We start from the raw sequence: 18921 nt of genomic DNA, 5'->3' as shown, positions 1-18921 counted from the left end.
TACCTCAGTGCGTCAGACGCGCCGGCGCTTGGGCGGGCGGCATCCGTTGTGCGGGGTGGGGGTCACGTCCTGGATCGAACCCACCTCGAGGCCGGTGGCCTGGAGGGAGCGGATCGCGGTCTCACGGCCGGAGCCGGGACCCTTGACGAAGACGTCGACCTTGCGCATGCCGTGCTCCTGCGCGCGGCGGGCGGCCGACTCGGCGGCCATCTGCGCGGCGAAGGGGGTGGACTTGCGCGAGCCCTTGAAGCCGACGTGGCCGGCCGAGGCCCAAGAGATCACGTTGCCCGTGGGGTCCGTGATCGAGACGATCGTGTTGTTGAACGTGCTCTTGATGTGAGCGTGCCCGTGGGCAACGTTCTTCTTCTCCTTGCGGCGCACCTTCTTGGCGCCGGCCGTACGGCCCTTCGGAGGCATTCATTACTCCCGTGGAGGTGGTCGGTCCTACAGCGAAGACCGCTTGGGGGGCTTGGGGGGTATCCCCCCAGAGCACACAGTGCGTCCTGCTGAGGACTACTTCTTGCCCGGCTTCTTCTTGCCGGCGATCGCGCGACGCGGGCCCTTGCGGGTACGGGCGTTCGTGCTGGTGCGCTGGCCGTGCACCGGCAGACCGCGGCGGTGACGCAGACCCTGGTAGCAGCCGATCTCGACCTTGCGGCGGATGTCGGCCTGGATCTCGCGACGGAGGTCACCCTCGGTCTTGAGGTTGTTGTCCACGTACTCGCGGATCTTGACGAGGTCTTCCTCGGCCAGGTCGCGAACCCGGGTGTTCGGGTTCACGCCGGTGGCGGCGAGAGTCTGCTGCGACAGCGTCCGCCCGATACCGAAGACGTAGGTGAGGGCGACCTCCACACGCTTTTCGCGCGGGAGATCAACGCCTGCGAGGCGTGCCATTGATGTGGCTCCTGATGGCTATTCGGAGGTCTTCCGCAGCACCGTTCCCGTAAGACTCTGAAGAATTACGAGCCGGGTCCCCGGCCTCCGAGCCGGGGGTGTCGTCCCCACGCGAGTGATGCGGGGGTCGGGTGACTGCGTATGTACGTATGTGCTTGCGTCGCGCGAAAACTGCGAAATGCAGGTGGTCGGCGTGCGTCAGCCCTGGCGCTGCTTGTGGCGCAGGTTGTCGCAGATAACCATGACCCGGCCGTGGCGGCGGATCACCTTGCACTTGTCGCAGATCTTCTTGACGCTCGGCTTGACCTTCATGGGATGTGAGGTTCTCCGGGTCAGTGCCGTCACCCCACGGGAGCGGGGCGCCGACAAGATCTACTTGTAGCGGTAGACGATCCGGCCACGCGTCAGGTCGTACGGAGAAAGCTCCACGACGACCCGGTCATCCGGGAGGATACGGATGTAGTGCATCCGCATCTTGCCGCTGATGTGCGCGAGGACCTTGTGACCGTTCTGGAGCTCCACCTTGAACATGGCGTTCGGGAGGGACTCGATCACGGTGCCCTCGATCTCGATGGCACCTTGCTTCTTGGCCACGCTTCGCCCTTCGAATCGGCTACCTTGATCGACTATCCCGCACCACACCCTCAACCAAGAGGGCATACGGATGCACGAGAGCCGACGCGTCAGTCTACGCCAGGGCCCAGGAAAAGACGAATCCTGGATTATTGCCCATCGGGCGTGATCCTTACGCCCGGGCCGCCCGGCTCATGCCAGGGGGTCGGGCGCTGCCGTGATCCCCAGCTCGGCGAGCTTGGCCTTGCCACCGTCCGGCGCGGTCAGCACCAGCGGGCCCTCTTCGGTCAGCGCGACCGAGTGCTCCCAGTGCGAGGACCAGCTGCCGTCGTTCGACTTGACCGTCCAGTCGTCGTCGAGCACATGGGTCTTGGCCGTGCCGAGGTTCACCATCGGCTCGATCGCGATGCAGAAGCCGGGCACCAGCTTCGGGCCGCGGCCGCGCTTGCGGTCGACGTAGTTCAGCAGATGCGGGTCCATGTGCATCTGCGAGCCGATGCCGTGGCCGCCGTAGTCCTCGACGATGCCGTACTTACCGCCGGCCGGCCGGGGCTGGCGGCGGATGTAGCCCTCGATCGCCTTGGAGATGTCGACCAGGCGGTTGCCCTTGGCGACCGCCGCGATGCCGGCCCACATCGACTCCTCGGTGACCCGGCTCAGCTCGACCAGCTCCGGTGCGTGACCGGAGCCGACGAAGGCGGTGTACGCCGCGTCGCCGTGCCAGCCGTCGATGATCGCGCCGCAGTCGATCGAGATCAGGTCGCCGTTCTGGAGCACCGTCTCGGTGTCGGGGATGCCGTGGACCACGACATCGTTGACCGAGGTGCAGATCGTCGCGGGGAAGCCGCCGTATCCGAGGAAGTTCGACTTCGCACCGTGTTCGGCGAGCACCTTGCGTGCCGCGTCGTCCAGATCCTTGGTCGTGGCGCCGGGCACCGCGACTTTCCGGGTCGCCGCGTGAATGGCGGCGACCACCAGCCCCGCCTCGCGCATCTTCGCGATCTGCTCGGGGGTCTTGATCTCCACCATGACGGCTGGCGCCTTCCTGAACCGACTACAACACTTCTCCGGCGGCCGTCACGACCGCCCCGTACACGATACGGCCGCGGTACCCGTCGCGGGCACCGCGGCCGTAGGCACGCCGTTTCTGCTGCTACGCGTCCCGGGACGGGAGGGCCGCCATCGCGCGCTTGGTGACCTCGTCGACCTTGCCCATCGCCAGGAGCGTGACCACCAGGTCCTGCGCCTTGTAGTAGTCGATGATCGGCTCGGTCTCCGTGTGGTAGACCTCCAGGCGCTTGCGGACGGTCTCCTCACGGTCGTCGTCCCGCTGGTACAGCTCGCCGCCGCAGACGTCACAGACGCCCTCGGCCTCCGGCTTGTTGTACTCGGCGTGGAAGACGTGGCTGCTGTCGTTGCGGCAGATGCGCCGGCCGGCGATCCGCTTCACGACCTCGTCCTCGGGGACCTCCAGGTCCAGGACGGCGTCCAGCGTGAGGTTCTTGTCCCTGAGGTACTCGTCCAGCGCCTTGGCCTGGCCCAGGTTGCGGGGGAAGCCGTCCAGGAGGAAGCCGTTGGCTGCGTCGGGCTGCTCCATACGGTCCTCGGCCATCGCGATGGTGACCGAGTCGGGCACCAGATTGCCGGCGTCCATGTATGACTTCGCCTCGCGGCCGAGGGGCGTCCCCTGGCTGATGTTGGCGCGGAACAGGTCCCCCGTGGAGATGTGCGGGATCGCGAGGTTCTTGGCAAGGTACGCAGCCTGCGTACCCTTGCCGGCCCCCGGGGGTCCGACGAGGACGATTCGCATCAGCGGAGGAACCCTTCGTAGTTGCGCTGCTGAAGCTGGCTCTCGATCTGCTTCACGGTCTCCAGACCCACACCCACGATGATCAGGATGCTCGTCCCGCCGAACGGGAAGTTCTGGTTCGCGTTGAAAAGCACCAACGCCACTGTTGGTACGAGCGCGATCAGCCCCAGGTACAGCGAGCCCGGCCACGTGATCCGGTTGAGCACGTAGCTGAGGTACTCGGCCGTCGGGCGACCAGCCCGGATACCCGGGATGAAGCCACCATACTTCTTCATGTTGTCGGCAACTTCTTCGGGGTTGAAGCTGATGGCCACGTAGAAGAAGGCGAAGAACACGATCAGCAGGAAGTACGTAACGATGTAAACCGGGTGATTTCCCTTGGTGAAGTTGGTGGCGATCCACGTCGCCCATGCCGCCTTCGACCCGCTGAACTGTGCGATGAGGGCTGGAATGTAGAGCAGCGATGACGCGAAGATGACAGGAATCACACCTGCCTGATTCACCTTGAGCGGGATGTAAGTGGACGTACCGCCGTAGGACCGGCGGCCGATCATCCGCTTCGCGTACTGCACCGGGATCCGCCGCTGCGCCTGCTCGACGAAGACCACCAGGGCGACCATCGCCAGACCCACCGCGATCACCGAGAAGAACTCGATCCAGCCGTCGGCCAGCTTGCCGGTGAGCTTGATCTGCCACAGCGCGCCCGGGAAGCCGGCGGCGATCGAGATGAACATCAGGATCGACATGCCGTTGCCGATACCGCGGTCGGTGACCAGCTCGCCGAGCCACATGATCAGGCCGGTGCCGGCGGTCATCGTGATGACCATCGTGATGGTGGTGAAGATCGAGTCGCTGGGGACGATCTCACTGGCGACCGGACAGCTCTGGAAGAGCGCACCGCTGCGGGCGGTGGCCACCAGGCCGGTTCCCTGGAGGATCGCGAGCGCCACGGTCAGATAGCGCGTGTACTGGGTGATCTTCGCCTGGCCGGACTGCCCCTCTTTCTTGAGGGCCTCCAGCCGGGGGATCACGACGGTCAGCAGCTGGAGGATGATGCTCGCCGTGATGTACGGCATGATCCCCAGCGCGAAGATCGTGATCTGCAGCAGCGCACCACCGCTGAACATGTTCACCAGGGCGAACAACCCGCTGTTACCGCCGGCCTGCTTCATGCAGGTCTCGACGTTCGCGTAATTCACCCCGGGGACCGGGACATGCGCGCCGATCCGGTAGAGCACGATGATGCCCAATGTGAACAGCAGCTTTTTGCGCAGGTCGGGCGTCTTGAACGCTCGGGCGAACGCGGTGAGCACGGTGCCTCCTGCGCCTCCCGCCTGTGCGAGAGGTGACGGTCTTGAGGATCGACGAATAGTTAGCGGCCAAAACCGCACAGGCACGGCCTGTGCGGCGAACGTCCGAGGACTGGTCCCGGACAAAACAACACTGCACGCCACCTTACCGGCGACCGTACCCCCTTGGAACGACCAACCGGGGATGCCCAATCGATGGGCATCCCCGGTCAGTTGAACCAACGAACTCAGATGAGCTCGGTGACGGTGCCGCCGGCAGCGGCGATCTTCTCCTTGGCGGAGCCGGAAACGGCGTCAACCGAAACCTGCAGCGCCACGGAGATCTCGCCCTGGCCCAGGACCTTGACGAGCTCGTTCTTGCGCACCGCGCCCTTGGCGACCAGATCGGCCACCGTGACCTCGCCACCCTGCGGGTAGAGCTCGGCCAGCTTCGCCAGGTTCACGACCTGGAACTGCTTGTGAGCGGGGTTCTTGAAGCCCTTCAGCTTCGGGAGGCGCATGTGGAGGGGCATCTGCCCACCCTCGAAGCGCTCCGGAACCTGGTAACGGGCCTTCGTGCCCTTGGTACCACGACCAGCGGTCTTACCCTTGGACGCCTCACCACGACCCACACGGGTCTTGGCGGTCTTGGCGCCCGGGGCGGGCCGGAGGTTGTGGACCTTCAGCGGGTTGGTCTCCGCCATGTCAGTCGACCTCCTCAACCGTCACGAGGTGGCGGACGGTGTGCACCATGCCGCGGAACTCGGGGCGGTCCTCCTTGACAACCACGTCGTTGAGCCGCTTGAGGCCCAGCGAACGGAGGGTGTCGCGGTGGTTCTGCTTGCTACCGATGTAGGACTTCGTCTGCGTGATCTTGAGGTGCGCCATTACGCGGTCACCCCAGCACGCGCCCGCAGCAGAGCGGCGGGAGCAACGTCCTCCAGCGGCAGACCACGACGGGCGGCGATCTCCTCGGGACGCTGCAGTCCCTGGAGGGCCTCCACCGTGGCGTGCACGATGTTGATCGGGTTCGACGAACCGAGCGACTTGCTCAGCACGTCGTGGATGCCCGCGCACTCCAGAACGGCACGCACGGGGCCACCGGCGATCACACCGGTACCGGGGGAAGCCGGCTTGAGCAGGACGACGCCCGCAGCCTTCTCGCCCTGGATGGGGTGAGGGATGGTGCCCTGGATACGGGGGACCTTGAAGAAGTTCTTCTTGGCCTCTTCCACGCCCTTGGCGATGGCAGCCGGAACTTCCTTGGCCTTGCCGTAACCGACACCTACGGTGCCGTCACCGTCGCCCACCACGACCAGCGCGGTGAAGCTGAAGCGACGGCCACCCTTGACAACCTTGGCGACACGGTTGATCGCGACAACGCGCTCAACGTATGCGGTCTTCTCGGCGGCAGCGCCACCGTCGCGACCCTTCCGGTCCCGCCGCTCGCCGCCACCGGCACCGCTCCCGCGGCGCTGGGGTCCAGCCATTGGATTTACCTCTCTCTGTTACGTCCGCTAGCTCCGGAACCGGGGCTTAGAACTTCAGCCCGGCTTCGCGGGCGGCGTCGGCCAGAGCGGCAATCCGCCCGGCGTACTGCTTGCCACCACGGTCGAACACGACGGCCTCGACACCGGCGGCCTTGGCACGCTCGGCGACCAGGGAGCCGACCTTCTTGGCCTGAGCGCTCTTGTCGCCCTCGCCACCGCGAATCGACGCGTCCAGGGTCGACGCGGAGGCCAGCGTGTGGCCCGCGATGTCGTCGATGACCTGCGCGGTGATGCCACGGTTGGTCCGCGTCACCACCAGACGCGGACGCTCCGGCGTACCCGAAATCCGCTTACGGATGCGGATGTGGCGACGCTTAGCGGCGGCGCGCTTGTAGGCGTCACCCTTAGCGATCTTCACACCGTATGCCATGGCTTACTTACCAGCCTTTCCGACCTTGCGGCGGATGACCTCGCCGGCGTACTTGACGCCCTTGGCCTTGTACGGGTCAGGCTTGCGCAGCTTGCGGATGTTCGCCGCCACCTCGCCGACCTTCTGCTTGTCGATGCCCTCGACGCTGAGCTTGGTGGGCGACTCGACCTTGAAGGAGATCCCCTCGGGGGCCTCGACCAGGATCGGGTGGCTGTAGCCCAGGGAGAACTCCAGGTTGGAGCCCTTGGCCTGGACGCGGTAGCCGACACCGCTGATCTCGAGAGCCTTGCTGTAGCCCTGGGTCACGCCGGTGATCATGTTCGCCACCAGCGTGCGGGACAGGCCGTGCAGGGCCTTGTTCTGACGCTCGTCGTTCGGGCGGACAACGTTGATCACGCCGTCCTCACCCTTGGCGACCTCGATGGGTGCCGCGACGGTGTGCGAGAGGGAACCCTTGGGGCCCTTCACCGCGACCGTCCGGCCCTCGATGGTGACGTCCACACCAGCGGGAACCTGGATGGGCAGCTTGCCAATGCGCGACATTAGCTATTCCTCCGTTCCCTGGTTACCAGACGTAGGCGAGGACTTCCCCACCCACGCCCTTCTTGCTGGCCTGCTGACCGGTCAGGAGACCGTGGGACGTGGAGATGATCGCCACGCCCAGGCCGCCGAGGACCTTCGGCAGGTTGGTGGACTTTGCGTAGACCCGGAGGCCCGGCTTCGAGATCCGCTTGATGCCGGCGATCGAGCGCTCGCGGTTCGGGCCGAACTTCAGCTCGAGGACGAGGTTCTTGCCAACCTCGGCGTCCTCGACGCGCCAGCCGGTGATGTAACCCTCCTGCTGGAGGATCTCCGCGATGTGCGACTTGATCTTGCTGTGCGGCATCACGACGGTGTCGTGGTACGCCGAGTTCGCGTTCCGCAGACGGGTCAGCATGTCTGCGATGGGATCAGTCATGGTCATGAATTGGCCTTCGGCCTCTCTCGCCGGGGTTTCCTATGTGCGCCATCCCTCTCCCCGATCAGAGTCGGGACGGGTGCGGCGCGGGGACCTACGGCGTAGTAAGCGACGTTATGCGGGCTCGGCCCGCGGTCGGTCTCGGGCGGCGGGGCGCCCAAACCCTTCTACCCTACGGGAAAAGGGGGTGGGTGCGCCCGCCGGCCGATTGCTTACCGAGAGCCCCGGTCATTCCAACTAGGGAATTACCAGGAGCTCTTGGTCACGCCCGGCAGCTCGCCACGGTGAGCCATCTCACGAAGGCACACGCGGCACAGGCCGAACTTGCGGTAAACGGAGTGCGGACGGCCGCAGCGCTGGCAGCGGGTGTACGCGCGCACACCGAACTTCGGCTTGCGAGCAGCCTTGGCAATCAGAGCCTTCTTCGCCATCTCGCTCACGCCTCCTTGAACGGGAAGCCGAGGTGACGAAGGAGAGCGCGGCCCTCATCGTCGTTGGTCGCCGTGGTGACCACGGTGATGTCCATACCCCGGGTACGGTCGATCTTGTCCTGGTCGATCTCGTGGAACATGACCTGCTCGGTGAGACCGAAGGTGTAGTTGCCCCGACCGTCGAACTGCTTCGGGGACAGACCACGGAAGTCGCGGATGCGCGGCAGCGCGAGCGACAGCAGGCGGTCCAGGAACTCCCACATGCGGTCACCGCGGAGGGTGACGTGGGCACCGATCGGCTGGCCCTCACGCAGCTTGAACTGCGCGATGGACTTACGGGCCTTGGTGACGGCCGGCTTCTGGCCGGTGATCGTGGTGAGGTCGCGGATGGCGCCCTCGATCAGCTTGGAGTCGCGGGCGGCGTCGCCCACACCCATGTTGACCACGATCTTGGTCAGACCGGGGATCTGCATGACGTTCTCGTAGGAGAACTCGTCCTTCAGCTTCCCGGCGATCTCTTCGCGGTAGCGCGTCTTCAGACGCGGCGCGTTGGTGGTGGCAGTCATCAGATGTCCTCACCGGTCCGCTTGGCAACGCGGATCTTGTTGCCCTCGTCGTCGAAGCGGTATCCGACGCGGGTGACGACCTTGTTGCCGTCCTTCTCCACGACCAGCTGAACGTTGCTGACGTGGATGGGGGCCTCGGTCGTCACGATGCCGCCGGTCTTCGACCCACGAGCGGTCTGTCCGGCCTTGGTGTGCTTCTTGACCCGGTTGACACCCTCGACCAGGACGCGGTCCTCGCGGGGGAAGGCCTGGATGACCTTGCCCTGCTTGCCCTTGTCCTTACCGGTGATGACCTGGACCAGGTCGCCCTTCTTGATCTTCATCGGTTACAGCACCTCCGGCGCGAGCGAGATGATCTTCATGAACTTCTTCTCGCGCAGCTCCCGGCCCACGGGGCCGAAGATGCGGGTGCCGCGGGGGTCGCCATCGTTCTTGAGGATGACGGCCGCGTTCTCGTCGAAGCGGATGTACGAGCCGTCCGGACGGCGGCGCTCCTTGACGGTGCGAACGATGACCGCCTTGACGACGTCACCCTTCTTCACGTTGCCACCGGGGATCGCATCCTTCACGGTGGCGACGATGACGTCACCGATGCCCGCGTAGCGGCGACCGGAACCACCGAGAACACGGATGCAAAGGATCTCCTTCGCACCAGTGTTGTCGGCGACCCGCAGTCGCGACTCCTGCTGGATCACGTCTATCTCCTGTGTGTCTGCCGGTTCCCGGCAGGGGCTTTCCTCTGACGAGTGGGCCCCTGCCGAGCCTGGCGGAACTGTTCCTAGGGGGTCCCCCTAGGAGGGATTACTTGGCCTTCTCGAGGATCTCGACGATGCGCCAGCGCTTGGTGGCGGACAGCGGCCGGGTCTCCATCAGGAGGACGCGGTCGCCGACGCCGGCAGCGTTCTGCTCGTCGTGCGCCTTGAGCTTGTTGGTACGGCGGATGACCTTGCCGTACAGCGCGTGCTTGACGCGGTCCTCGACAGCGACGACGACGGTCTTGTCCATCTTGTCGCTGACGACGAGACCCTCACGGGTCTTGCGGAAACCGCGCTCGTTCGTCTCAGTCACATTCTTCTCGCTCATCAGGCGCTCTCCACCGTCTCGATGCCCAGCTCGCGCTCACGCATCAGGGTGTAGATCCGGGCGATGTCCTTGCGGACGGCCTTCAGCCGGCCGTGGTTCTCGAGCTGTCCGGTCGCCGCCTGGAAGCGGAGGTTGAACAGCTCCTCCTTGGCCTCACGCAGCTTGGCAACGAGGTCCTCGTTGTTCAGCTCGCGCAGCTCGGTCGCCTTGGTACCGGCCGCCATCACGACTCACCTGCCTCGCGCCGCACGATGCGGCACTTCATCGGAAGCTTGTGGGCGGCGCGGGTCAGCGCCTCCTTGGCAACCTTTTCGTTCGGGAAGGACAGCTCGAACATCACCCGACCGGGCTTGACGTTCGCGACCCACCACTCCGGAGAACCCTTACCGGAACCCATGCGGGTTTCGGCCGGCTTCTTCGTCAGCGGACGGTCGGGGTAGATGTTGATCCACACCTTGCCGCCACGCTTGATGTGACGGGTCATGGCAATACGAGCGGACTCGATCTGCCGGTTCGTCACGTAGGCCGGGGTCACGGCCTGGATGCCGTACTCACCGAAGGCCAGCTCGGTGCCACCCTTGGCCATACCGTTGCGCTTCGGGTGGTGCTGCTTGCGGTGCTTGACCCTGCGAGGGATCAGCATGTCGGTCAGGCCTCCGTTCCGGGGGTCTCCGCCGGAGCAGCGGCAGCGGCCTCGGCCTTGGGGGCCTCGGCAGCGGCGGTCTGCTGCTGCGGCTTGCGGCCACCGCGGCCGCCACGCTCGCCACCGCGGCGCGGGCGGTCGTTGCCGCCACCGCGGGCCGGGCGGTTACCCGCACGGGCGGCAGCGTTCTCGGCACGCACCTCGGCGATGTTCTTGACGTCGCCCTTGTAGATCCAGACCTTCACACCGATGCGGCCGAAGGTGGTCTTGGCCTCGAAGAAGCCGTAGTCGACGTTCGCGCGGAGCGTGTGCAGGGGCACACGGCCCTCGCGGTAGAACTCCGAGCGGGACATCTCGGCGCCGCCGAGACGGCCACCGCACTGGATCTTGATGCCCTTGGCGCCGGCCTTCATCGTCGACTGCATGCTCTTACGCATGGCGCGACGGAAGGAGACGCGGGACGAGAGCTGCTCGGCGACGGCCTGGGCCACGAGCTGAGCATCGGTCTCGGGGTTCTTGACCTCGAGGATGTTCAGCTGGACCTGCTTGCCGGTCAGCTTCTCCAGCTCGCCGCGGATGCGGTCGGCCTCGGCGCCGCGGCGGCCGATGACGATGCCCGGACGAGCGGTGTGGATGTCAACGCGGACGCGCTCACGGGTGCGCTCGATCTCCACCTTGGAGATACCGGCGCGCTCCATGCCCTTCGTCATCATGCGACGAATGGCGACGTCTTCCTTGACGTAGTCCTTGTACAGCTTGTCGGCGTACCAGCGGGACTTGAAGTCCGTCGTCACGCCGAGGCGGAACCCGTGCGGGTTTACCTTCTGGCCCATTACCGGGTTCCTTCCTTGCTGCTGACGACCACGGTGATGTGGCTGGTCCGCTTGCGGATCCGGTAGGCACGGCCCTGAGCACGCGGACGGAACCGCTTCAGGGTCGGGCCCTCGTCGACGTACGCCTCGCTGATAACCAGCGTGGAGGCGTCCGTGTGGTCGTAGTTGTGCGCGGCGTTGGCAATGGCGCTGTCCAGCACCTTGCCGACGGGCACGCTCGCGGCCTGCGGGGCGAAACGCAGGACCGCCTGAGCCTCCGTGGCATCCATGCCACGGATAAGGTCCACCACGCGGCGGGCCTTCATGGGCGTGACGCGGATGTACCGCGCCTGGGCCCTGGCTTCCATGGTTGTCCCTTCGGTGTCAGTCATAGTCTTCGCACTCCGCCGATCAACGACGCCGCGACTTGCGGTCGTCCTTCTCGTGGCCGCGGAAGGTGCGGGTCGGCGCAAACTCGCCGAGCTTGTGGCCGACCATCGACTCGGTGACGAACACCGGGACGTGCTTGCGGCCGTCGTGCACCGCGATCGTGTGGCCGAGCATGGCCGGGACGATCATGGAGCGGCGGGACCAGGTCTTGATGACGTTCTTGGTGCCGGCATCGTTCTGAACATCCACCTTCTTGGAAAGGTGGTCGTCGACGAAGGGCCCCTTCTTGAGACTGCGCGGCATCTAAACCCGCTCCTAGCGCTTCTTGTTCGTCTTGCGGCGGCGGACGATGTACTTGTTGCTGGCCTTCTTCGGCGAGCGAGTACGACCCTCCTTCTGACCCCACGGCGAGACCGGGTGGCGACCACCGGAGGTCTTGCCCTCACCACCACCGTGCGGGTGGTCGACGGGGTTCATCACGACACCACGCACGGTCGGGCGGACGCCCTTCCAGCGCATACGGCCGGCCTTGCCCCAGTTGATGTTCGACTGCTCGGCGTTGCCGACCTCGCCCACAGTGGCGCGGCAGCGGACGTCGACCAGGCGGATCTCACCGGACGGCATGCGCAGGTGGGCCATGCGGCCCTCCTTCGCCAGCAGCTGCACGGAGGCACCGGCCGAGCGGGCGAACTTCGCACCGCCGCCCGGACGCAGCTCGATCGCGTGGATCGTCGTACCCACGGGGATGTGACGCAGCGGCAGGTTGTTGCCCGGCTTGATGTCGGCGCCAGGGCCGTTCTCAATCCGAGCACCCTGGACCAGGCCACGGGGCGCGATGATGTAGCGCTTCTCGCCGTCTGCGTAGTGCAGCAGCGCGATGCGCGCGGTGCGGTTCGGGTCGTACTCGATGTGCGCGACCTTGGCCGGCACGCCGTCCTTGTCGTGACGACGGAAGTCGATCACTCGGTAGGCGCGCTTGTGGCCACCGCCCTGGTGGCGAACGGTCACACGACCGGCGTTGTTACGGCCGCCCTTGCTGTGCAGCGGGCGGACCAGCGACTTCTCCGGCGTGGACCGCGTGATCTCGACAAAGTCGGCGACGCTGGAGCCACGACGGCCCGGGGTCGTCGGCTTGTACTTGCGGATACCCATTTCTCAGTCCTCGTCCGATTCCGGACGACTCGGACTCCGTTAGGAGACCGGGCCGCCGAAGATGTCGATACGGTCGCCCTCGGCGAGGGTCACGATGGCGCGCTTGGTGTTGGCGCGCTTGCCGTAACCGGTGCGGGTGCGCTTGCGCTTGCCCTGCCGGTTGATCGTGTTGACCCCGGTGACCTTGACCGAGAAGACCGCCTCGACGGCCTGCTTGATCTGGGTCTTGTTCGCGCCGGGCGCGACGATGAACGTGTACTTGTTCTCGTCCAGCAGCGCGTAGCTCTTCTCGGAAACCACGGGCTTGACGAGAACGTCGCGCGGGTCCGTGAAGGTCTTGCTGGTGACGACGGCCTCAGTCATCAGGCGTCGCTCCCTTCGGTCTCAGCGGCCTTGGGGCCAGACACGAAGGACTCGAAAGCGGCCTTGGTGAAGACCACGTCGTCGGAGACGAGCACGTCGTACGTGTTCAGCTGGCCCGGCTCCAGGATGTGAACCTGGGGCAGGTTGCGGGCGGACAGCCACGCGGCCTCGTCGCTGCGCTCGGCGACCAGGAGCACGTTCTTGCGCTCGCTGACCTTGCCGAGGAGAGTCTTGGCGGCCTTGGTGGAGATGTCGCCCTCGACCACGCCGGCAACGACGTGGATACGGCTGTTACGGGCCCGGTCGGTGAGGGCACCGCGCAGGGCGGCAACCTTCATCTTCTTCGGGGTCCGCTGGCTGTAGTCACGCGGCACGGGGCCGTGGACGATGCCACCGCCGGCGAACTGCGGCGCACGGGTCGAACCCTGACGCGCCCGGCCGGTGCCCTTCTGGCGGTACGGCTTCTTGCCACCGCCGCGGACCTCGCCGCGAGTCTTGGTCTTGTGCGTGCCCTGACGGGCAGCGGCCAGCTGTGCGACAACGACCTGGTGGATCAGCGGAACGCTGACCTTGGCGTCGAAGATCTCCGTGGGGAGCTCGACGGTACCGGCCTTGTCGCCTGCCGGCGAAAGGATGTCAATGGTGCTCATCGGTTACCTCAGGCCCCCTTGGCCGCGGTACGGACCAGGACGAGGCCGCCGTTCGGACCAGGAACTGCGCCCTTGATGAGCAGCAGGCCCTTCTCCGCGTCAACGGCGTGGACGGTCAGGTTCTGGGTGGTGACCCGCTCATTGCCCATACGGCCGGCCATCCGCATGCCCTTGAACACGCGGCCCGGGGTGGCGCAGCCACCGATGGAGCCCGGCTTACGGTGCACACGGTGGGCACCGTGGGACGCCTTGCCGCCATGGAAGCCGTGACGCTTCATGACACCGGCGAAGCCCTTGCCCTTGCTCTTGCCGGTCACGTCCACCTTGACGCCGGACTCGAAGGTCTCAGCGGTCAGCTCCTGGCCGAGGGTGTACTCGCCGGCGTCGGCGGTACGGACCTCGACGAGGTGACGACGGGGGGTGACGTCGGCCTTCGCGAAGTGGCCCTTGAGGGGCTTGTTCACCTTGCGCGGGTCGATCTCGCCGAAGGCGATCTGGACGGAGTCGTAACCGTCCTGGTCATTGGTGCGCACCTGGGTAACGACACAGGGGCCGGCCTTCACCACGGTCACCGGGACGACACGGTTGTTCTCGTCCCAGACCTGGGTCATGCCGAGCTTCTCGCCCAGGATGCCCTTGATCTGCTTAGCCATCTCTTCCGCGCCTCTCAGAGCTTGATCTCGATGTCAACGCCGGCCGGAAGGTCCAGGCGCATCAGCGAGTCAACGGTCTTGGGCGTCGGGTCGAGGATGTCGATCAGGCGCTTGTGCGTGCGCATCTCGAAGTGCTCGCGCGAGTCCTTGTACTTGTGCGGCGACTTGATGACGCAGTACACGTTCTTTTCAGTGGGCAGCGGCACCGGGCCCGCGACCGACGCACCAGTACGGGTCACCGTCTCGACGATCTTCTTCGCCGACGTGTCGATGACCTCGTGGTCGTAGGCCTTGAGCCGGATGCGGATCTTCTGTCCCGCCATGGCTACTTCGTAGTCCTGTCTCTCGTAACGCTCTGGGACCCGGTGCGTTCCCGTTCTTCTCCGACCCACGCGGTCGGGCGTGTCGCACCCCTTCTCGTAAATCCCCACAACGGGGATCCTTCAAGAAGGAGAAGGCAGGGGAAGAACACCCACCGGGCGCCTGGCCGAGGCACCCCGCTGACGCTTCCCGGAAGATTCCCGTATTTCCGGCCCTGAGAAGGGACGACGAATACCTGGGACTCGCTTCCGGTCCTCCCGGCGGGAGGCGCGCAGCATCGGCACTCAACCGAGCAACCTGGACAGTGTGCCATACCCGGGATGCCTAAGGCCAATCGGACCCCAACTGTCAAGGAGCCCCGCCCACCTGATGGTGAGCGGGGCTCCTTGTGAGCTCCGGGGAGCTACGACCGGATCATCCGGATCAGCGAAATTACTTCGTGATCTTGGTGACCTGGCCGGCGCCGACGGTCCGGCCACCCTCACGGATGGCGAACTTCAGGCCCTCCTCCATGGCGACCGGCTGGATCAGCTGGACCGACATCTCGGTGTTGTCGCCCGGCATGACCATCTCGGTGCCCTCGGGGAGGGTCACAACACCGGTCACGTCAGTCGTACGGAAGTAGAACTGCGGACGGTAGTTGTTGAAGAACGGCGTGTGGCGGCCACCCTCGTCCTTGGAGAGGATGTAGGCCTGCGCCTCGAACTCGGTGTGCGGGGTGACCGAGCCCGGCTTGATGATGACCTGGCCGCGCTCGACGTCCTCGCGCTTGATGCCACGGAGAAGCAGACCGACGTTCTCACCGGCCTGGCCCTCGTCGAGGAGCTTGCGGAACATCTCGATGCCGGTGACCGTGGTGGTGGTCTTCTCGGTCTTGATGCCGATGATGTCGACGGTCTCGTTGACCTTGAGGACACCACGCTCGATACGACCGGTGACAACGGTGCCACGGCCGGTGATCGTGAAGACGTCCTCGATCGGCATCAGGAACGGCTTGTCGACGTCACGCTCGGGCTGCGGGATCGACTCGTCGACGGCGGCCATGAGCTTGAGGACGGAGTCGCCCCACTCCTTGTCGCCCTCGAGCGCCTTGAGCGCCGAGACCTTGACGACCGGAACGTCGTCGCCGGGGAACTCGTACTCGGAGAGGAGCTCACGGACCTCGAGCTCGACGAGCTCCAGGATCTCCTCGTCGTCCACCATGTCGGCCTTGTTCAGGGCGACAACGATGTACGGAACGCCGACCTGGCGGGCCAGGAGCACGTGCTCCTTGGTCTGCGGCATCGGGCCGTCGGTGGCGGCGACCACGAGGATGGCGCCGTCCATCTGCGCCGCACCCGTGATCATGTTCTTGATGTAGTCCGCGTGACCGGGGCAGTCGACGTGGGCGTAGTGACGGTTCTCCGTCTGGTACTCGACGTGCGCGATGGAGATCGTGATACCGCGCTGGCGCTCCTCAGGAGCCTTGTCGATCTGGTCGAAGGCCGAGGCCTCGTTCAGCTCCGGGTACGCGTCGTGCAGCACCTTGGTAATGGCGGCCGTGAGGGTCGTCTTACCGTGGTCAATGTGACCGATGGTGCCGATGTTGACGTGCGGCTTAGTCCGCTCGAACTTCGCCTTCGCCACTGGTTCCTCCTGAAGTGGTTCTGTACGCCTTACTCATCGGCGCCAGGTGATCTTTGCTGGGATGCCGGCTGACGGGGCAATCCTCACGGATTGCGGGGATTACCCCATCAGACGGTGTCAAGCCTAAAGCGTGTTCCGGCTCTCGGGAGACGGGACTACTCGCCCTTGGCCTTCGCGATGATCTCCTCGGCGACGTTCCGGGGAACCTCGGCGTAGGAGTCGAACTGCATCGAGTAGCTTGCGCGACCCGACGTCTTGCTGCGGAGGTCTCCGACGTAGCCGAACATCTCCGACAGGGGGACCAGGCCCGTGACGAGCTTGGCGCCGCTGCGGTCCTCCATGGACTGGATCTGACCACGGCGGGAGTTGATGTCGCCGATCACGTCGCCCATGTAGTCCTCGGGCGTGGTGACCTCGACCTTCATCATCGGCTCGAGCAGGGCCGGGGAGGCCTTGCGCGCGGCCTCCTTGAAGGCCATCGAACCGGCGATCTTGAAGGCCATTTCCGACGAGTCGACCTCGTGGAACGCACCGTCGAGCAGGGTGACCTTGACGCCCGTCAGCGGGTAGCCGGCGAGAACACCGAACTCCATGGCCTCCTGGCAGCCCGCGTCCACGGACGGGATGTACTCCCGCGGGATACGGCCACCGGTGACCTTGTTCTCGAACTCGTACCCGTCGCCCTCGAGCGGCGCGATCGCGATCTGCACCTTGGCGAACTGACCGGAACCACCGGTCTGCTTCTTGTGCGTGTAGTCGAGACGCTCGACGGCCTTGCGCAGGGTCTCGCGGTAGGCGACCTGCGGCTTACCGACGTTGGCCTCGACCCGGAACTCACGCTTCATACGGTCGACCAGCACGTCGAGGTGCAGCTCGCCCATACCCGCGATGATGGTCTGGCCGGTCTCCTCGTCGGTGTGCACCTGGAACGAGGGGTCCTCTTCGGCGAGACGCTGGATGGCGACACCCAGCTTCTCCTGGTCGCCCTTGGACTTGGGCTCAATGGCGACCTGGATGACCGGGGCCGGGAACTCCATCGACTCCAGGATGACCTGGTTGCCGGCGTCGCAGAGGGTCTCACCGGTGGTGGTCTGCTTCAGACCCATGACGGCGACGATGTCACCGGCACCCACCGACTCGATCTCCTCACGCTTGTTCGCGTGCATCCGGTAGATCTTGCCGATGCGCTCCTTCTTGCCCTTCACCGAGTTCTGCACCTGCGAGCCGGCCTCAAGGCGGCCCGAGTACACCCGGATGAAGGTGAGCTTGCCCAGGTGGGGGTCGCTCGCAATCTTGAACGCAAGAGCGGACAGCGGCTCGTCCTCGGACGGCTTGCGCTTGATGACCTCTTCCGGGTCGTTGACCGCGTGGCCCTCAATGGCCTCGACGTCCAACGGGGAGGGGAGGTAGCGCACGACCGCGTCGAGCAGCGGCTGGACACCCTTGTTCTTGAACGCGGTACCGCAGAACACCGGGGTAACGGTGGTGTTCTCGGCCTTGCCCGAAGCGATGGTGATCCGGCGGATCGCCGCGTAGAGCTGCTCCACGGTGGGCTCCTGGCCCTCCAGGTACAGCTCCATGATCTCTTCATCGTTCTCGGCAACGGCCTCGAGCAGCTTGCCGCGCCACTCGTCGGCGGCCTCGATGTGGGTGTCCGGGATGTCGACGGTGTCGTACATCTCGCCCTTGGCGGCCTCGGCCGACCAGACCAGGGCCTTCATCGTCACGAGGTCGACGACGCCCTTGAAGTCCGCCTCGGTGCCGATCGGCAGCTGCATCACGATCGGGGTCGCGCCCAGGCGGTCCACGATCATGTCGACGCAGCGGTGGAACTCGGCACCCGTACGGTCGAGCTTGTTGACGAAGCAGATACGCGGCACGCCGTAGCGGTCCGCCTGACGCCAAACGGTCTCGGACTGCGGCTCGACACCGGCAACGCCGTCGAACACCGTCACCGCACCGTCCAGGACGCGCAGCGAGCGCTCCACCTCGACCGTGAAGTCGACGTGGCCCGGGGTGTCGATGATGTTGATGGTGTTGTCGACGTCTTCCAGCGGCCAGTGGCAGGTCGTCGCGGCAGACGTGATCGTGATGCCGCGCTCCTGCTCCTGCTCCATCCAGTCCATCGTGGCAGCGCCGTCGTGGACCTCACCGATCTTGTACGAAACACCGGTGTAGAACAGGATCCGCTCGGTGGTGGTCGTCTTGCCCGCGTCGATGTGGGCCATGATCCCGATATTGCGGACCTTGGCCAGGTCAAGCGAAGTGGTAGCCATAGTGGCTCAATCTTCTCTCGGTCTCGATGTGGGTTGCGACTACCAGCGGTAGTGCGCGAAGGCCTTGTTGGACTCGGCCATCTTGTGCGTGTCCTCACGCTTCTTGACCGAAGCGCCGAGGCCGTTGGAGGCGTCCAGCAGTTCGTTCATGAGGCGCTCGGTCATGGTCTTCTCGCGGCGGGCGCGGGAGTAGCCCACGAGCCAGCGGAGCGAGAGGGTGGCGGCACGGCCGGGCTTGACCTCGACCGGGACCTGGTAGGTCGCGCCACCGACGCGGCGGGACTTGACCTCAAGGGTCGGCTTGATGTTCTCGAGCGCGCGCTTGAGCGTGATGACCGGGTCGTTACCGGTCTTCTCGCGCAGACCCTCCATGGCGCCGTAAACGATGCGCTCGGCGGTGGAGCGCTTTCCGTTCAGCAGCACCTTGTTGATGAGGGAGGTCACCAGAGGAGAGCCGTAGACCGGGTCGATGATGACCGGGCGCTTCGGGGCGGGGCCCTTACGAGGCATT

31 protein-coding genes are annotated in these 18921 nt (G+C 65.6%); all 31 read right to left on the bottom strand.

The annotated features are described in order from the left end of the window. Nucleotides 1-12: 12 nt before the first annotated feature. Nucleotides 13-417 (bottom strand): 30S ribosomal protein S11, encoded by a 405-nt coding sequence (gene rpsK, locus TU31_RS18480; protein ID WP_004571845.1) that lies wholly within the window; start codon nucleotides 415-417, stop codon nucleotides 13-15. A 96-nt stretch (nucleotides 418-513) separates the two neighbouring features. Beyond that, a complete protein-coding gene (rpsM, locus tag TU31_RS18475; RefSeq protein WP_018090888.1) occupies nucleotides 514-894 on the bottom strand; it encodes a 30S ribosomal protein S13 in 381 nt (126 codons plus the stop codon). Between the two features lie 198 nt (nucleotides 895-1092). Next, the gene (rpmJ, locus tag TU31_RS18470) at nucleotides 1093-1206 is read right to left on the bottom strand and encodes a 50S ribosomal protein L36 (RefSeq protein ID WP_003956441.1); all 114 of its coding nucleotides are present in this window, start codon (nucleotides 1204-1206) and stop codon (nucleotides 1093-1095) included. A gap of 60 nt (nucleotides 1207-1266) precedes the next feature. After that, nucleotides 1267-1488 (bottom strand): translation initiation factor IF-1, encoded by a 222-nt coding sequence (infA, locus tag TU31_RS18465; protein ID WP_003956442.1) that lies wholly within the window; start codon nucleotides 1486-1488, stop codon nucleotides 1267-1269. Between the two features lie 171 nt (nucleotides 1489-1659). Beyond that, nucleotides 1660-2496, bottom strand: a complete 837-nt coding sequence (map, locus tag TU31_RS18460; RefSeq protein ID WP_042155888.1) for a type I methionyl aminopeptidase — start codon at nucleotides 2494-2496, stop codon at nucleotides 1660-1662. 124 nt (nucleotides 2497-2620) lie between these two features. Beyond that, nucleotides 2621-3277 (bottom strand): adenylate kinase, encoded by a 657-nt coding sequence (locus TU31_RS18455; RefSeq protein WP_042155885.1) that lies wholly within the window; start codon nucleotides 3275-3277, stop codon nucleotides 2621-2623. After that, complete coding sequence (secY, locus tag TU31_RS18450) at nucleotides 3277-4590, bottom strand: preprotein translocase subunit SecY (RefSeq protein ID WP_042155883.1); 1314 nt, start codon at nucleotides 4588-4590, stop codon at nucleotides 3277-3279. The genes TU31_RS18455 and secY overlap by 1 nt, the downstream gene beginning before the upstream one ends. 224 nt (nucleotides 4591-4814) lie before the next feature. Then, nucleotides 4815-5270, bottom strand: a complete 456-nt coding sequence (rplO, locus tag TU31_RS18445; RefSeq protein ID WP_042155880.1) for a 50S ribosomal protein L15 — start codon at nucleotides 5268-5270, stop codon at nucleotides 4815-4817. 1 nt (nucleotide 5271) lies between these two features. After that, on the bottom strand, nucleotides 5272-5454 hold the full coding sequence (rpmD, locus tag TU31_RS18440) for a 50S ribosomal protein L30 (RefSeq protein ID WP_006604889.1): 183 nt from the start codon (nucleotides 5452-5454) through the stop codon (nucleotides 5272-5274). Further along, the gene (gene rpsE, locus TU31_RS18435) at nucleotides 5454-6056 is read right to left on the bottom strand and encodes a 30S ribosomal protein S5 (RefSeq protein WP_042155878.1); all 603 of its coding nucleotides are present in this window, start codon (nucleotides 6054-6056) and stop codon (nucleotides 5454-5456) included. The genes rpmD and rpsE overlap by 1 nt, the downstream gene beginning before the upstream one ends. 46 nt (nucleotides 6057-6102) lie before the next feature. Beyond that, nucleotides 6103-6486, bottom strand: a complete 384-nt coding sequence (gene rplR, locus TU31_RS18430; RefSeq protein ID WP_042155876.1) for a 50S ribosomal protein L18 — start codon at nucleotides 6484-6486, stop codon at nucleotides 6103-6105. Nucleotides 6487-6489: 3 nt separating this feature from the next. Next, nucleotides 6490-7029 carry a 50S ribosomal protein L6 gene (gene rplF, locus TU31_RS18425; RefSeq protein ID WP_042155875.1) on the bottom strand — a complete coding sequence of 180 codons (540 nt, stop codon included), beginning with the start codon at nucleotides 7027-7029 and terminating at the stop codon, nucleotides 6490-6492. 22 nt (nucleotides 7030-7051) lie between these two features. Next, nucleotides 7052-7450: a 30S ribosomal protein S8 gene (gene rpsH, locus TU31_RS18420; RefSeq protein WP_006604885.1), complete on the bottom strand. Its 399-nt coding sequence runs from the start codon at nucleotides 7448-7450 to the stop codon at nucleotides 7052-7054. Nucleotides 7451-7689: 239 nt separating this feature from the next. Further along, complete coding sequence (locus TU31_RS18415) at nucleotides 7690-7875, bottom strand: type Z 30S ribosomal protein S14 (RefSeq protein ID WP_003956452.1); 186 nt, start codon at nucleotides 7873-7875, stop codon at nucleotides 7690-7692. Nucleotides 7876-7880: 5 nt separating this feature from the next. Beyond that, nucleotides 7881-8441, bottom strand: a complete 561-nt coding sequence (rplE, locus tag TU31_RS18410) for a 50S ribosomal protein L5 (RefSeq protein WP_016571061.1) — start codon at nucleotides 8439-8441, stop codon at nucleotides 7881-7883. Next, the gene (gene rplX / locus TU31_RS18405) at nucleotides 8441-8764 is read right to left on the bottom strand and encodes a 50S ribosomal protein L24 (protein ID WP_030062892.1); all 324 of its coding nucleotides are present in this window, start codon (nucleotides 8762-8764) and stop codon (nucleotides 8441-8443) included. The genes rplE and rplX overlap by 1 nt, the downstream gene beginning before the upstream one ends. Nucleotides 8765-8767: 3 nt before the next feature. Further along, the gene (gene rplN / locus TU31_RS18400; protein WP_003998823.1) at nucleotides 8768-9136 is read right to left on the bottom strand and encodes a 50S ribosomal protein L14; all 369 of its coding nucleotides are present in this window, start codon (nucleotides 9134-9136) and stop codon (nucleotides 8768-8770) included. Between the two features lie 106 nt (nucleotides 9137-9242). Beyond that, on the bottom strand, nucleotides 9243-9524 hold the full coding sequence (gene rpsQ, locus TU31_RS18395; protein ID WP_006604882.1) for a 30S ribosomal protein S17: 282 nt from the start codon (nucleotides 9522-9524) through the stop codon (nucleotides 9243-9245). Further along, nucleotides 9524-9748 (bottom strand): 50S ribosomal protein L29, encoded by a 225-nt coding sequence (gene rpmC, locus TU31_RS18390; RefSeq protein ID WP_004950453.1) that lies wholly within the window; start codon nucleotides 9746-9748, stop codon nucleotides 9524-9526. The genes rpsQ and rpmC overlap by 1 nt, the downstream gene beginning before the upstream one ends. Next, nucleotides 9748-10167, bottom strand: coding sequence for a 50S ribosomal protein L16 (gene rplP, locus TU31_RS18385; protein WP_004571829.1), 420 nt, complete (start codon nucleotides 10165-10167; stop codon nucleotides 9748-9750). The genes rpmC and rplP overlap by 1 nt, the downstream gene beginning before the upstream one ends. A gap of 5 nt (nucleotides 10168-10172) precedes the next feature. Beyond that, nucleotides 10173-11000 carry a 30S ribosomal protein S3 gene (gene rpsC / locus TU31_RS18380; RefSeq protein ID WP_018090897.1) on the bottom strand — a complete coding sequence of 276 codons (828 nt, stop codon included), beginning with the start codon at nucleotides 10998-11000 and terminating at the stop codon, nucleotides 10173-10175. After that, nucleotides 11000-11347: a 50S ribosomal protein L22 gene (gene rplV / locus TU31_RS18375; protein ID WP_009997296.1), complete on the bottom strand. Its 348-nt coding sequence runs from the start codon at nucleotides 11345-11347 to the stop codon at nucleotides 11000-11002. The genes rpsC and rplV overlap by 1 nt, the downstream gene beginning before the upstream one ends. Before the next feature lie 43 nt (nucleotides 11348-11390). Then, complete coding sequence (gene rpsS, locus TU31_RS18370; protein WP_018090899.1) at nucleotides 11391-11672, bottom strand: 30S ribosomal protein S19; 282 nt, start codon at nucleotides 11670-11672, stop codon at nucleotides 11391-11393. A gap of 12 nt (nucleotides 11673-11684) precedes the next feature. Then, nucleotides 11685-12521: a 50S ribosomal protein L2 gene (gene rplB / locus TU31_RS18365; RefSeq protein WP_042155863.1), complete on the bottom strand. Its 837-nt coding sequence runs from the start codon at nucleotides 12519-12521 to the stop codon at nucleotides 11685-11687. Between the two features lie 39 nt (nucleotides 12522-12560). Beyond that, nucleotides 12561-12884, bottom strand: a complete 324-nt coding sequence (rplW, locus tag TU31_RS18360) for a 50S ribosomal protein L23 (RefSeq protein ID WP_042155860.1) — start codon at nucleotides 12882-12884, stop codon at nucleotides 12561-12563. Then, nucleotides 12884-13534, bottom strand: coding sequence for a 50S ribosomal protein L4 (rplD, locus tag TU31_RS18355; protein WP_042155858.1), 651 nt, complete (start codon nucleotides 13532-13534; stop codon nucleotides 12884-12886). Before rplD ends, rplW begins: the two co-directional genes overlap by 1 nt. Nucleotides 13535-13542: 8 nt before the next feature. Further along, complete coding sequence (gene rplC, locus TU31_RS18350; RefSeq protein WP_042155856.1) at nucleotides 13543-14187, bottom strand: 50S ribosomal protein L3; 645 nt, start codon at nucleotides 14185-14187, stop codon at nucleotides 13543-13545. Nucleotides 14188-14201: 14 nt separating this feature from the next. Then, entirely contained in the window at nucleotides 14202-14510 is a 309-nt protein-coding gene (rpsJ, locus tag TU31_RS18345; protein ID WP_004571821.1) for a 30S ribosomal protein S10, read from the bottom strand. 430 nt (nucleotides 14511-14940) lie between these two features. After that, complete coding sequence (gene tuf, locus TU31_RS18340) at nucleotides 14941-16134, bottom strand: elongation factor Tu (RefSeq protein ID WP_042155854.1); 1194 nt, start codon at nucleotides 16132-16134, stop codon at nucleotides 14941-14943. A 155-nt stretch (nucleotides 16135-16289) separates the two neighbouring features. Continuing rightward, nucleotides 16290-18410 carry an elongation factor G gene (fusA, locus tag TU31_RS18335; RefSeq protein ID WP_042155852.1) on the bottom strand — a complete coding sequence of 707 codons (2121 nt, stop codon included), beginning with the start codon at nucleotides 18408-18410 and terminating at the stop codon, nucleotides 16290-16292. Between the two features lie 39 nt (nucleotides 18411-18449). Further along, complete coding sequence (gene rpsG / locus TU31_RS18330) at nucleotides 18450-18920, bottom strand: 30S ribosomal protein S7 (protein ID WP_004571813.1); 471 nt, start codon at nucleotides 18918-18920, stop codon at nucleotides 18450-18452. Nucleotide 18921 lies beyond the last annotated feature (1 nt).

It is taken from the genome of Streptomyces lydicamycinicus, assembly GCF_000829715.2.
Classification (GTDB): Bacteria; Actinomycetota; Actinomycetes; order Streptomycetales; family Streptomycetaceae; genus Streptomyces; species Streptomyces lydicamycinicus.
This window is presented reverse-complemented; position numbering and strand designations above follow the sequence as displayed.